At 70.9% G+C, this 12,670-nt stretch carries 14 protein-coding genes; 8 read left to right on the top strand and 6 right to left on the bottom strand.

Translation table 11 applies throughout. From position 1 onward, the window contains the following. Window positions 1-2: 2 nt before the first annotated feature. The 7 genes from secF to EEY80_RS13950 all read left to right on the top strand — a co-directional run bounded on the left by secF (window position 3) and on the right by EEY80_RS13950 (window position 4,236). Window positions 3-980, top strand: coding sequence for a protein translocase subunit SecF (gene secF / locus EEY80_RS13980; RefSeq protein WP_126977373.1), 978 nt, complete (start codon window positions 3-5; stop codon window positions 978-980). After that, window positions 980-1,345, top strand: a complete 366-nt coding sequence (locus tag EEY80_RS13975) for an Mth938-like domain-containing protein (protein WP_126977371.1) — start codon at window positions 980-982, stop codon at window positions 1,343-1,345. The genes secF and EEY80_RS13975 overlap by 1 nt, the downstream gene beginning before the upstream one ends. A 102-nt stretch (window positions 1,346-1,447) precedes the next feature. Beyond that, a complete protein-coding gene (ccmA, locus tag EEY80_RS13970; protein WP_126977369.1) occupies window positions 1,448-2,113 on the top strand; it encodes a heme ABC exporter ATP-binding protein CcmA in 666 nt (221 codons plus the stop codon). Continuing rightward, on the top strand, window positions 2,110-2,766 hold the full coding sequence (gene ccmB / locus EEY80_RS13965; protein WP_126977366.1) for a heme exporter protein CcmB: 657 nt from the start codon (window positions 2,110-2,112) through the stop codon (window positions 2,764-2,766). Before ccmA ends, ccmB begins: the two co-directional genes overlap by 4 nt. A 54-nt stretch (window positions 2,767-2,820) precedes the next feature. After that, window positions 2,821-3,549 carry a heme ABC transporter permease gene (locus tag EEY80_RS13960; RefSeq protein WP_126977364.1) on the top strand — a complete coding sequence of 243 codons (729 nt, stop codon included), beginning with the start codon at window positions 2,821-2,823 and terminating at the stop codon, window positions 3,547-3,549. Further along, window positions 3,546-3,707: a heme exporter protein CcmD gene (gene ccmD, locus EEY80_RS13955; protein ID WP_164738266.1), complete on the top strand. Its 162-nt coding sequence runs from the start codon at window positions 3,546-3,548 to the stop codon at window positions 3,705-3,707. Before EEY80_RS13960 ends, ccmD begins: the two co-directional genes overlap by 4 nt. Next, window positions 3,700-4,236, top strand: a complete 537-nt coding sequence (locus EEY80_RS13950) for a DsbE family thiol:disulfide interchange protein (protein ID WP_126977360.1) — start codon at window positions 3,700-3,702, stop codon at window positions 4,234-4,236. Before ccmD ends, EEY80_RS13950 begins: the two co-directional genes overlap by 8 nt. A 24-nt stretch (window positions 4,237-4,260) precedes the next feature. On the opposite strand, the gene EEY80_RS13945 is transcribed toward EEY80_RS13950, so the two are convergent. Next, window positions 4,261-4,950: a hypothetical protein gene (locus EEY80_RS13945; protein ID WP_126977358.1), complete on the bottom strand. Its 690-nt coding sequence runs from the start codon at window positions 4,948-4,950 to the stop codon at window positions 4,261-4,263. A gap of 141 nt (window positions 4,951-5,091) precedes the next feature. After that, entirely contained in the window at window positions 5,092-7,845 is a 2,754-nt protein-coding gene (gene acnA, locus EEY80_RS13940) for an aconitate hydratase AcnA (protein WP_126977356.1), read from the bottom strand. A 297-nt stretch (window positions 7,846-8,142) separates the two neighbouring features. Here acnA and EEY80_RS13935 point away from each other — a divergent pair, with 297 nt between their 5' ends. Then, window positions 8,143-9,120: a DUF1223 domain-containing protein gene (locus EEY80_RS13935; RefSeq protein WP_235829848.1), complete on the top strand. Its 978-nt coding sequence runs from the start codon at window positions 8,143-8,145 to the stop codon at window positions 9,118-9,120. A 19-nt stretch (window positions 9,121-9,139) separates the two neighbouring features. On the opposite strand, the gene EEY80_RS13930 is transcribed toward EEY80_RS13935, so the two are convergent. The 4 genes from EEY80_RS13930 to EEY80_RS13915 form a co-directional block, all read right to left on the bottom strand. After that, window positions 9,140-10,084: a lysophospholipid acyltransferase family protein gene (locus EEY80_RS13930; protein ID WP_407920735.1), complete on the bottom strand. Its 945-nt coding sequence runs from the start codon at window positions 10,082-10,084 to the stop codon at window positions 9,140-9,142. 47 nt (window positions 10,085-10,131) lie between these two features. Beyond that, a complete protein-coding gene (locus EEY80_RS13925) occupies window positions 10,132-11,010 on the bottom strand; it encodes a DMT family transporter (protein ID WP_126977354.1) in 879 nt (292 codons plus the stop codon). 200 nt (window positions 11,011-11,210) lie between these two features. After that, a complete protein-coding gene (locus tag EEY80_RS13920; RefSeq protein WP_126977352.1) occupies window positions 11,211-12,299 on the bottom strand; it encodes a flagellar motor switch protein FliG in 1,089 nt (362 codons plus the stop codon). Window positions 12,300-12,369: 70 nt separating this feature from the next. After that, window positions 12,370-12,585 (bottom strand): hypothetical protein, encoded by a 216-nt coding sequence (locus EEY80_RS13915; protein ID WP_126977350.1) that lies wholly within the window; start codon window positions 12,583-12,585, stop codon window positions 12,370-12,372. Window positions 12,586-12,670 lie beyond the last annotated feature (85 nt).

Below are 12,670 nucleotides of genomic sequence, written 5' to 3'. Positions count from 1 at the left end.
CCATGGCCTTCCGTCTGAAACTCGTTCCCGAAGACACCAGCATCGACTTCTTCAGGGCGCAGAAGATCACCTTCGGCCTGTCGGCGGTGCTGTCGGTCCTGTCGCTGGTGCTGGTGCTGGTGATGGGCATGAACTGGGGCATCGACTTCCAGGGCGGCACCACGATCCGCACCGAAAGCAGCCAGCCCGTCGACGTGGGCGCCTACCGGCAGGCGGTCTCCACCGTGGCCGAGGGCGACATCGTCATCACCGAGGTGTTCGATCCGTCCTTCGGCGCCGACCGGCATGTGGCGATGATCCGGCTGCAGGCCCTGCCCGGGCAGGAGGCGGTCAGCCCCGAAACCATCACCGCGGTCGAGGCGGCGCTGCAGCAGATCGACCCGTCGATCACCTTCCCCTCGGTCGAATCCGTGGGGCCGAAAGTGTCGGGCGAGCTGATCTGGCAGGCGGTCATCGCGGTGCTGGTCGCGACCGCCGCCATCGCCTTCTACATCTGGCTGCGCTTCGAATGGCAGTTCGCGGTGGGGGCGGCGGTGTCGCTGGTCCATGACGTGGTGCTGACGCTGGGCATCTTCGCGCTGTTCCAGATCAAGTTCGACCTGTCGATCATCGCCGCGCTGCTGACCATCGTCGGCTATTCGATCAACGACACGGTCGTGGTCTTCGACCGGCTGCGCGAGAACCTGATCAAGTACAAGACCACGCCGCTGCGCGACCTGATGAACCTCTCGGTGAACGAGACGCTGAGCCGCACGGTGATGACCTCGGGCACCACGCTGATCGCGCTGATCGCGCTTCTGGTCTTCGGCGGCGACGTGATCCGGGGCTTCGTCTTCGCGATGACCTGGGGCGTGGTCGTGGGCACCTATTCCTCGGTCTATGTGGCGAAGAACGTGGTGCTGTGGCTGGGGGTGAAGCGCGACTGGTCGAAGCCGGGCGACACGCCCGCCGGCACCCAGTTCGCCGCGAAAGGGTCCTGATGCGGCTGTCCGAAACCGATTTCGGCGGCGCCGCCGCGATCGAGGGCTACGGGCCGGGCTTCTGGCGCGCGGGCGGGCAGGTGGTGCACGGGCCGGTGCTGGTGCGGGCCGAGGCGGTGGAGGACTGGGCCGGCCTAGACGATCCCGCGCCGCTGGTGGCGCTGGCGGGGCAGATCGACGTGATCCTGCTGGGCATGGGCGACGAGATCGCGCATCCCCCCGCCGCCCTGCGCGCCGCGGTCGAGGCGGCAGGAATCGGGCTGGAGGTGATGGCCTCGCCCACGGCCGCGCGCAGCTACAACGTACTGGTGTCGGAAGGGCGGCGCGTCGCCTGCGCGCTTATCCCGGTGGGCGCGGCGGGCTGAGCGCCTGCCTTGCCGTGCCGCTTCGGCGCTTTCCTCGGAGTTGAGGCCGGGGCGCGCGTGTCGCACTTCCCGGGAGGGGGTCTTTCCGCTATGCCGCTGCGCATGGACCGATTTTCCGCCCCCGATGCCAGCCTCGCCGTGACCGGCCTTGCCGTGGCGCGGGCCGGGATCGCCGTGCTGGAGGGGGTGAGCTTCGCCCTGTCGCCCGGCCAGGCGCTGGTCATCCGCGGGCCGAACGGAATCGGCAAGACCACGCTGCTGCGCACGCTGTCCGGGCTGCAGCCGCCCCTGGCGGGACGGATCGAGGGTGCGGCCGAGGCCGTGGCCTATGCCGGCCATGCCGACGGGCTGAAGGCGACGCTGACCGTGGCCGAAAACCTGTCCTTCTGGGCGGCGATCCATGGCTCGGCCGGGATCGGCCCCGCCTTGGCGGCGATGAACCTGACGGCGCTGCAGGGGCGCCCGGCCGGGTCCCTGTCGGCGGGGCAGAAGCGGCGGCTGGCGCTGGCGCGGATGCTGGTCAGCGGCCGGCCGGTCTGGGTGATGGACGAACCGACCGTGTCGCTGGACGCAGGCTCGGTCGCGCTGTTCGCCGATGCGGTGCGGGCGCATCTGGCGCGCGGCGGGGCGGCGGTGATGGCCACGCATATCGACCTTGGCCTGCCCGGGGCGGCGGTGCTGGACCTCGCGCCCTTCCGCGCCCGCCCGCCGGCCGAGGGCGGCCTTGCCGGCCGCTTCGACAATGGCTTCGACGAGGCCTTCGCGTGATCGCGCTGCTGGCCCGCGACCTGCGGCTGGCGGTGCGCGCCGGGGGCGGCTTCGGGCTGGGGCTGGCCTTCTTCCTGATCGTCACCGCGCTGGTGCCCTTCGGCGTCGGGCCCGAGGGCGGCACGCTGGCGCGGATCGCGCCCGGCATCCTGTGGGTTGGGGCGCTGCTGGCCTGCCTTTTGTCTCTGGACCGGATCTTTGCGCTGGATTTCGAGGACGGGTCGCTGGACCTGCTGGCGACGGCGCCGATCCCGCTGGAGGCGGTGGTGGCGGTGAAGTCGCTGGCGCACTGGCTGACGACCGGCCTGCCGCTGGTGCTGGCGGCGCCGGTCTTCGGGCTGCTCCTGAACCTGCCGGGGCCGGGCTACGGGGCGCTGGTCGCCTCGCTCGCGGTGGGCACGCCGGCCCTGTCGGTGATCGGCGCCTTCGGCGCGGCGCTGACCGTGGGGCTGAAGCGGGGCGGGCTGCTGCTGTCGCTGCTGGTGCTGCCGCTCTATGTGCCGACGCTGATCTTCGGGGCCGAGGCGGTGCGCCGCGGCGCGGGGGGGCTGGACTTCGCCACGCCGCTGATGTTGCTGGCTGCGATCACCGCGGGGGCGCTGGCGGGGCTGCCCTTCGCCGCCGCTGCGGCAATCCGCGTCAACTTGCGCTGACCCCTCACATGCTATTCAGTTGAGCGCGCCGCCGAGAGGACCTAGCAGAAACCCATGTCGATCTGGGACTACGCCAACCCGAAGAAATTCATGCAGACGACCGACCGGCTGCTGCCCTTCGTGGCGGTGCCGGCGGGGCTGATGCTTGCGGCGGGGCTGCTGTGGGGGTTCTTCCTCACCCCCGACGACTATCGGCAGGGCGCGACGGTCAAGCTGCTGTATATCCACGTGCCCTCGGCGATGATGGCGATCAATGCCTGGGGGATGATGCTGGTGGCCTCGCTGGTCTGGCTGATCCGGCGGCATCACGTCTCGGCGCTGGCGGCCAAGGCGGCGGCGCCGGTCGGGCTGGTGATGACGCTGATCGCGCTGGTGACCGGGGCGATCTGGGGCCAGCCGATGTGGGGGACCTGGTGGGCCTGGGATCCCCGGCTGACCTCGTTCCTGATCCTGTTCCTGTTCTACCTCGGCTATATCGCCCTGTGGGAGGCGGTGGAGAACCCGGACACCGCGGCGGACCTGACCTCGGTCCTCTGCCTCGTCGGGTCGGTTTTCGCGCTGCTCAGCCGCTATGCGGTGAACTTCTGGAACCAGGGGCTGCATCAGGGCGCCTCGCTGTCGCTGGACCGCGAGCAGAACATGGCCGATGTCTTCTGGTATCCGCTGCTGGTCTGCCTCGCGGGCTTCGTGCTGCTGTTCCTGACGCTGGTCCTGCTGCGCACGCGGACCGAGATCCGGCTGCGGCGGCTGAAGGCGCTGGAAGCGCGGGAAAGGATGGCCTGATGCCCGAACTGGGAAAATACGCGGTCGAGGTGCTGTCGGCCTATGGCGTGACGTTGCTGCTGCTGGCGGGGATCGTTGCGCTGTCGCTGCGCCGCGACGCGCGGGTGCGGCGGCTGCTGGCCGATCAGGAACGGCGGATGGGGCGCGTCCATGAGTAGGATCCTGCTGCTGCTGCCGCCGGCGATCTTCGCGGTGATGGCCGGGCTGTTCCTGTGGGGGATGAACCGCGACGATCCGACCGCGCTGCCGTCGGCCATCGCCGGGCAGCCGGCGCCGCCGGTGGTGCTGACCCCGCTGCCGGGGCAGGGTCCGGCCTTCGACGACGCGCGCCTGCGGGACGGGCAGGTGAAGCTGGTGAACTACTGGGCGAGCTGGTGCGCCCCCTGCCGGGTGGAGCATCCGAACCTGGAGGCGCTGGCAGAGGAGGGGCTGGCGATCTACGGGGTCAACTACAAGGACGACCCGGAAAAGGCGGTGGCCTTCCTGGAGGAGCTGGGGAACCCCTACACCGCCATCGGCGCGGACGGTTCCGGGCGGATGGCGCTGGACTGGGGCCTTTATGGCGTGCCCGAGACCTATGTGATCGACGGCGCGGGCAAGGTGGTGCTGCGCTTCGCCGGCCCGCTGACGCAGCGCGCGATCGAGGAGCAGATCCGCCCGGCGCTGGCCGCGGCGGGCGGGCAGTAGCGGCGCCGGATCAGGGGTTGCGGATCAGCCCGGCGGCGGCAGGAAAGGCAGCACGTCGACGATCATCTGTCCCGCGCCGTCGGGCCGGTCCGACAGGCCGGCGCCGATCAGCGCCACGGCGACAAGCGCGACGACGGGTGCCAGCATGCCGCCCCTGCGGCCGGCCAGCAGCCGCCCGCCCAGCCGGGACAGGACCGCCGTAACCGCCACGACAACGGCGAGTGTCAGCATCCAGACCCGGGCATCGGCATCGGCCATCCGCCAGCGGCCGGACCCGGCGACATGGCCCAGCATCTGGCTGGCGAGCGCCGCCGCGAAAAGCGTCAGCGCGAGGACCGCGGCGAACAGCAGGCTGCGGCCCGCGCGGCGCAGCAGCCGCGCCCCGAAGCCGGGGCCGCCGGGCTGCCGGTCGATCAGCGCGCCCATGACGGGCCAGACCACCAGCGCCAGCACGACCCCGCCCAGCATCAGCGCGCCGGAATTCCGCCCGACGAAGCCCGCGACCTGCGTCACCGCGAGGAAGCCGCCCCCCAGCACCAGGATGGCGACCAGCCCGCCCGCGCCGCGATTGCCGCCGCCGCCCTGCGCGCGCCGGCGCATGTCCTGCCTCTGCCACTCATAGGCCATCTGCTGATGGGCGTTGCGCGGCGCGGCATGGTTGCCGGTGATCGCATCGCCCTGGCCGATCAGCCCGTCATTGCCGTCCCTGTGCATGCGCGTCCCGTCCCTGGCTGTCCCGGGTTCCAGTCGCGGCCAGCCTAGCGCGATTCCGTGCCAGCGTCACCGCGGGGACGGGGCGGGCAAGACAAAAGGGCCGGCGTCGCCGCCGGCCCCCTGTCATCCCTCCGTCCCGGATCAGGACTTGGCGAGGTTGCGCAGCACGTAGTGCAGCACGCCGCCGTTCTTGAGGTATTCGATCTCGACCTCGGTATCGATCCGGCTCTTCAGCTGGATCGTCTTCACCGTGCCGTCGGCATAGGTGATGGTGCAGGGCACGAGGCTGAGCGGCGTGATGTCGCCTTCGAGGCCCTCGATCGTCACCACCTCGTCGCCCTTCAGGCCCAGCGTCTTGCGGTTCTCGCCCGGCATGAACTCGAACGGGATCACGCCCATGCCGACGAGGTTCGAGCGGTGGATGCGCTCGAAGCTTTCGGCGACGACCGCCTTGACGCCCAGAAGGCTGGTGCCCTTGGCCGCCCAGTCCCGCGACGAGCCGGCGCCGTATTCGACCCCGCCGAAGATCACCAGCGGCGTGCCCATCGCCTGATAGGCCATCGAGGCGTCGAAGATCGAGGTCTGCTGCCCGTCCGGCCCCTTGCTGTAGCCGCCTTCGACGCCGTCCAGCATCTCGTTCTTGATGCGGATGTTGGCGAAGGTGCCGCGCATCATCACTTCATGGTTGCCGCGGCGCGAGCCGTAGCTGTTGAAGTCGCGCGGCGCGACCTGACGTTCGGTCAGGTACTGGCCGGCCGGGGTGGTCGGCTTGAACGAGCCCGCGGGCGAGATGTGGTCGGTGGTGATCATGTCGCCGAGGATCGCCAGCACCCGCGCGCCCGAGATGTTCGAGATGGTGCCCGGCTCCTGCGACATGCCGCGGAAATAGGGCGGGTTCTGGATATAGGTCGAGGTCGGCGGCCAGTCATAGGTTTCGCTGTCCGTCGTCTCGACCGCCTGCCACAGCGCGTCGCCCTTGAACACGTCGGCATATTTCGCCTGGAAGGCCTCGCGCGTCACGGTCTTCTCGACCAGGTCCGCGATTTCCTGCTGCGTCGGCCAGATGTCCTTCAGGTAGATGTCGCGCCCGTCGGAGGAAACGCCGAGCGGCTCTGTCGTCAGGTCGATGTTCATGTCGCCCGCGATGGCATAGGCCACGACGAGCGGCGGCGAGGCGAGGTAGTTGGCGCGCACATCGGGGCTGATCCGGCCCTCGAAGTTGCGGTTGCCCGACAGGACGGCCGTCGCGACGAGGTCGTTTTCCGCGATGGCCTTGGAAATCGCCGGATCGCCGAGAGGGCCGGAATTGCCGATGCAGGTGGTGCAGCCATAGCCCACGAGGTTGAAGCCGAGCGCGTCGAGATCGTCCTGCAGGTCGGCGGCGGCGAGGTATTCGCCCACCACCTGCGACCCGGGGGCGAGCGAGGTCTTGACCCAGGGCTTGCGGGTCAGGCCGAGCGCGCGCGCCTTGCGGGCCACCAGACCGGCGCCGATCATCACATAGGGGTTCGAGGTGTTGGTGCAGGAGGTGATCGCCGCGATCACCACCGACCCGTCGCGGATCGTATAGTCGGCACCCTCGACGGCCACGGTCTTGCGGCAGTCCACCGGCGCCTCGATCACGCCGCCCTCGGCGCCCATCTTGGTCGCGTCGGGCGAGACGTCGACGCCGCGATAGTCGGCCACGACCTTGTAGAAGTTGCGCGCCGAGTCGGTCAGCGGGGTGTAGTCCTGCGGCCGCTTCGGACCCGAGATGGCGGGAACGATGGTGCCCATGTCCAGATGCAGGGTCGAGGTGTAGACCGGCTCGTAATCCGCGCCGCGCCACATGCCGTTTTCCTTGGCATAGGCTTCGACCAGCGCGATGCGCGCCTCGTCGCGGCCGGTGTTGCGCAGGTAGCGCAGGGTTTCGCCGTCGATCGGGAAGAAGCCGCAGGTGGCGCCATATTCGGGGGCCATGTTGCCGATGGTGGCACGGTCGGCCAGCGGCAGATGGTCGAGCCCGTCGCCGTAGAATTCGACGAACTTGTTGACCACGCCATGCTTGCGCAGCATCTGCACGACCTTCAGCACCAGGTCGGTGGCGGTGGTGCCTTCAACCATCTTGCCGGTCAGCTTGAAGCCCACGACCTCGGGGATCAGCATCGAGATCGGCTGGCCCAGCATCGCGGCCTCGGCCTCGATCCCGCCGACGCCCCAGCCCAGCACCGCCATGCCGTTGACCATGGTGGTGTGGCTGTCGGTGCCCACCAGCGTGTCCGGATAGGCCACCGTCTCGCCATTCTGGTCGGTATCGGTCCAGACGGTCTGCGCCAGGTATTCGAGGTTCACCTGGTGGCAGATGCCGGTGCCGGGCGGCACCACGCGGAAGTTCTGGAACGCGCTCTGGCCCCATTTCAGGAACTGGTAGCGTTCCATGTTGCGTTCGTATTCCAGTTCGACATTGCGCTGGAAGGCGCGCGGGTTGCCGAATTCGTCGATCATCACCGAATGGTCGATGACCAGATCGACCGGGTTCAGCGGGTTGATCTTCTGCGCATCGCCGCCGAGCGCCTTGATCCCGTCGCGCATCGCGGCGAGGTCGACCACGGCCGGCACGCCGGTGAAGTCCTGCATCAGCACCCGGGCCGGGCGATAGGCGATCTCGCGCGGGTTCTTGCCGCCATTGGCCGCCCAGTCGGAGAAGGCCTTGATGTCCTCGACCGAGACGGTGAAGCCGCCATCCTCGAACCGCAGCATGTTCTCCAGCACGACCTTCAGCGCGGCCGGCAGCCGCGAGAACTGGCCCAGACCGGCCGCTTCCGCGGCGGGGATGGAGTAATAGGCGACCGAGGCACCGCCCGCGCTCAGCGTGCGGCGTGCGCCTGCGGTGTCGTGTCCGGTGATGATGGGCATGGGGTGGCTCCCTTCGCGTGACGAGGAACGGGGTGAGGCTGCGCCCGTCATGCCGCATCGGGGCCACGCGATCAAGGGGGGAGGACCCCGAATGTATACCATGGTGCACAAAAAATCGTGCTGTCCGGCGGCGGATGCCGGCAAAGGATCATCCCGGGGATCATCGGGGAGGTTCGGGGGCGGTGCCGAAAGGACGCACCCCGGCCACGATCCCCCGCATCTCGCAAAACCTTGATTGGCCCGCCGCAGGGGCCGGGATTAGGGAAGAAGACGACAACGGGGATCGGGACGACCACCATGCGCCGCAAGACCTGCGCCGCCTTCGGCTTCTGGCTGGGGCTGACGATGTGTGCCGCCGCACCTGCCGCCTTCGGGCAGGGGGCCGGGCAAGATCAGCGTCAGGCGGGGCAGTCGGGCGCGGCCGCCGCGCCCGGGGAGCGGATCGCGGGCACCGATGCCGCGGGTTCGCCCGGGGTTTCGGACGAGGGGCTGGAAGGGCTCGAGGATTTCCTGCGCGGCGCCATCGACCGCGCGGCGGGCTTCAGCCTGATGCAGCAGCCGCGCCCCACCCCCACCACAGCCCCGGCGACGGCGCCCGCGAATACGGGCACCGCCGCCGCAGCGGAGGCGCCGATCCTCGACCAGCACCCCGTCGTCGTCGAGCTGTACACCTCTCAGGGCTGTTCCGCCTGTCCGCCTGCCGATGCGCTGCTGGCGGAATTCGCCGGGCGCGAGGACGTGATCGCGCTGGCCCTGCATGTCGACTACTGGGACTACATCGGCTGGGCGGACCGCTTCGCCTCGCCCGACTTCACCCGCCGGCAGAAGGCCTATGCCCGCAGCGCCGGCGAGAAGGCGATCTACACCCCGCAGATGGTGGTGGCGGGCGAGGCGCGGATAGTCGGCCACCGGCCGGTGCAGCTGGTCGGCCAGATCGACGACCGGGCCGCGCGGACCAGCCATGTGCGGCTGGACCTGTCGCGCGCCGCGAATGGCGTCGCCATCCGGCTGGAGGCGCGGCCGCCGCTGCCCGGCCCGGCGCTGGTGCAGCTGGTCCGGTATCGCCCGCAGGAAACGGTGACGATCGAGCGGGGCGAGAATGCCGGCCGCCAGATCACCTACAGCAACATCGTCACCGACTGGCGCCCGGTCGCGGAATGGGACGGGCGTTCGGTGCTGGACCTGACGGCCGAGGTCGCGGGGACGGAACCCTTGGTGGTCATCGTGCAGGAACCGGGTCCGGGCCGCATCCTCGCCGCCGAACGGCTGCAATAGGCGGACCGGCGTCGTCGGCTCAGTCCCGCGCCCGGCGGATCGCGGACCAGCCGCGCTTGCCGCCCGGCCCCTTCCAGCGCCGGTGCACCCAGAACCATTGACCGGGATGGGCGCGCACCTGCGCCTCGAGACTGTCGTTCAGCGCCTGCGTCATCTCGGCCGGCGTGCCGGGGGGGACCGGCGCCTCGACCCGGATGCGGAAGGACAGCCCGTCGGGCTGGCGGATGCCGTAGATCGGCACCAGCAGCGCGTCGTATTTCAGCGCGAGGTCGGCGGCCGAGGTCGCGGTCATCGCCACCTGCCCGAAGAAGGTCAGCGGCAGCCCGTGCATCATGTGCTGGTCCACGACGATGCCCAGCATCCCGCCCGAGCGCAGGAAGCGCACCATCCCCGCCAGCCCCTTCGACCCGCGCGGGAACAGCGGCTCGCCGAGGCTGGAAATCGCGCGGATGTAATGCGCGTCGAACAGGCGGTTCTTCATCGGCTTGTAGAGCCCGCCCACCCGGTAGCCCCGGGCGATCAGCGCCGCCCGCGCCACGTCGTAATTGCCGAAATGCCCGGTTACCAGCACCACGGGCCGCTGCGCCTCATGCGCGGCGGCCAGCGTCGCCGCGCCCGGGCCTTCCAGCGGGATCGCGCGGACCCGGTCCACGAATTCCTGCCCGGAATAAAGCTCCGCAACCGTGCGGCCGATATTGTCGGGCACCGCCACCAGCATCCGCCGCAGCTCGGCCTCCGGCAGGTCGGGCCAGACATGGGCGAGGTTGTCGCGGATGCGCCCGCGCCAGCCGGCAAGCGGGGCCACCAGATGCGCCGTCATCCAGCCGGTCAGCGGCACCCGGCGGCGATAGGGCAGCATCCGCCCCAGCCCCAGCAACCCGCGCAGCGCCGCGTCGCTCGCCCGGTCGGCGAGGCCGGGACGCGGCAGGTCGGGGTCGGGCATGGATGGGGTCGGGTCTGTCATCGGGCCTTTCGCGCAAGCTGCGGGACGCGCGCGGGGCAGGGGGCCGGTCAGCCCCGCGCCGCCCGCGCCTCGCGCCGCCAGACATAGAGACCGGCCCCGGCGATCACAAGCGCACCGAGGACAGTCCAGCGATCCGGCACCGCGTCGAAGAAGAGCCACCCCCACAGCGCGGCGAGGATCAGGCCCAGATAGCCGAAGGGCGCGATGGCCCCCGCCTCGGCCACGGTGAAGGCGCGGATCATGAAGAACTGCCCCGCCGCGCCCAGCAGTCCCAGCCCCGCGAAGGCCGCGACATGGGCGGCGGCGACGGGCTGCCACAGCGCGGGCAGCATCGCCGTGGTCACCGCCGTGCCCACCATCGCCGCATAGAAGAGCGAGGTCGCCGCCCCGTCGCGCCCGCCCGCCGCCCGGGTCAGCAGCGCGAAGCCCGCATAGCAGCAGGCCGCGCCGAGCGGCAGCAGCGCCGCCACCGAAAACACCCCGCTGCCCGGCCGGATCACGATCATCGCCCCGGTCAGGGCCGCGGCGATGCCGATGGCCCGGCGCGGCCCCAGCCGTTCGCCCAGGAACAGCGCCGCGCCGAGCGTGATCAGCACCGGGTTCACATCCATGATCGCCGTCGCCTCGGCCAGGCCGATATGCGGCAGCGCCAGGAAGAACAGCCCCGTGGCGCCGAATTGCAGGATCGACCGGCCGACCTGCAGCGGCAGCGCGCGGGTGCGCAGCACCGTGGCGAGCCGGGGCGCGAAGACGAGCGTCAGCAGCAGCATCTGCCCCGCATAGCGCGCCCAGACCACCTGCAGCGGCGGATACTGGCCGGTGAGGAACTTGGCCACCGCATCCATCAGCGTGAAACAGACGAGCCCGCCCAGCATAAGGACGATGCCCCGGCCGGGTTGCGACAGGAAGAGCGGAACGGTTGTCATCTGGCGATCTCTTGCATCCTGCGCGCGGCCCCGCCGCGGCCGGCCCCTTGTCCGGCAGCCCGCAGCCTGCCCGCACCGGCTATAGGCACGGCGCGCCGGGGCGACAAGCCCGGCCGGGGGGGGGTGGTGTGCGATGGGGGCGACAGGGGGGCGAGGGACGCCATGCCGGGCGCGCGATCCGGGGCGCCGCGCCGCCGCCCTCAGGTTTCCTCCGCCGAGACGAGGAACAGCTCTCCCGCCGTCTCGAGCTCGCGGATGGCGGCGACGATGGCGGCCTGCGCCTCTTCGGCCTCCTTCGGCTTCACGCTGCGGCCCGCCATTTCTTCCCGCAACGCGGCGGCCATCCGTTGCGAGATGTTGGACAGGATGAATTCCGTGCTGGCGGCCTCGCGCCCGGCGGCGCCGGCCAGCGCCGTGGTCAGCACCGTCTGGTCGACCCGGCGCAGCACCTTGGGGATGTCGCGCGGGTCGATGCGGACGGGGATGTTGGCGAAGGTGAAGATCGCGCGCCGCACCTCCTGCGCGAAGCTCTCGTCCTCGGCCTCCAGCCCCTCCAGCACCTCGTCGCGGGTGGTGGCGGCCGAGGCGTTCAGCATCGCGCCCACCCGTTCCACCGGGCCCTCGTCGAAGGCCGCGACCGGCTGCGCCTCCAGCTGCGCGGCGAGCGCCCGGCCGATGCGCAGCACCGTCGCCGGATCGACCTTGCCGGTCAGCGACACGCCATAGGCGATGCGCCGTGCCCGGTCGCCCGGCACCCGGCCGAGCAGCGCCGCCGCCCGCGCCACCGGCAGCTTCGACATCAGCACCGCCGCCACCTCGGGGCTTTCGGCAAGGACCAGGGGCAGCAGCCGGTCGGGATCGAGCCCCGTGATCCGCGCCCAAGGATCGGCATCCGCGGCCTCGCCCGCCACCAGCCGCAGCCGGTGCCGCGCGGCGGGCGACAGATGCGGTTCCAGCAGCGTGAGGGCACCGGGCAGGCCTTCGGGAAAGGAGAGGCCGATATCCTCCACCCCCGACAGGAATTCCTCCAGCACCGCGTCGACGGTGGCGCGGTCCACAGGCCGCATGCGCCCCACCTCTTCCGCCAGCGCGGCCTGCAGGTCGTCGGGCAGCTGCGCCAGCGGCAGGTCGATCCCTTCCCGCGCCATCAGCCGGATCAGGATCGCCGCCTTCTGCCGCCCCGTTAGCCGCCCCTGCGGACGGCCGGGCGCGCGGCCGGCGCGGCCGGGTCCGGCGGCGGGGATACCGGGCAGGGGATCCTGCGCGGCAAGCGGAAAGGCGGCGGTCATTCTGCCCGGGCTCCGTGCTGTGGAGTGCCGGGGCAGGATCGGGCGGCGGCGTTAAGGCCGCGTTACGCCGTCAGCTGGAAACGGTGATGCAGCTCTGGCTCGCCTCGTCCCATTGCGTGCCCTGGGCGCAGGACAGCCGCGCCTCGTCATGCTCGCAGCCCTGCGCGGCGGCAAGGCCGGGGACCAGCAGCACCGGCAACAGCGCCAGCGCCGACAGGGCGCGGCGCAGGCGGGCAAGGGCGGCAGGGTAGCGGGACGGGGTGGAAGGCGGGATCGCGACCGGCATCGTCAGTCCTCCTCGGGCGGGTATGGCATGGGTCCAAAAGACCACGCCCGCCCGAGTCGCCCCGCATCACGCCTGCGTGACGGCA

Origin of the sequence: Frigidibacter oleivorans, assembly GCF_003993775.1 — a bacterium.
Classification (GTDB): Bacteria; Pseudomonadota; Alphaproteobacteria; order Rhodobacterales; family Rhodobacteraceae; genus Frigidibacter; species Frigidibacter oleivorans.
Note: the sequence above shows the minus strand (reverse complement) of the source record. Positions and strands in the feature narration are given on the sequence as shown.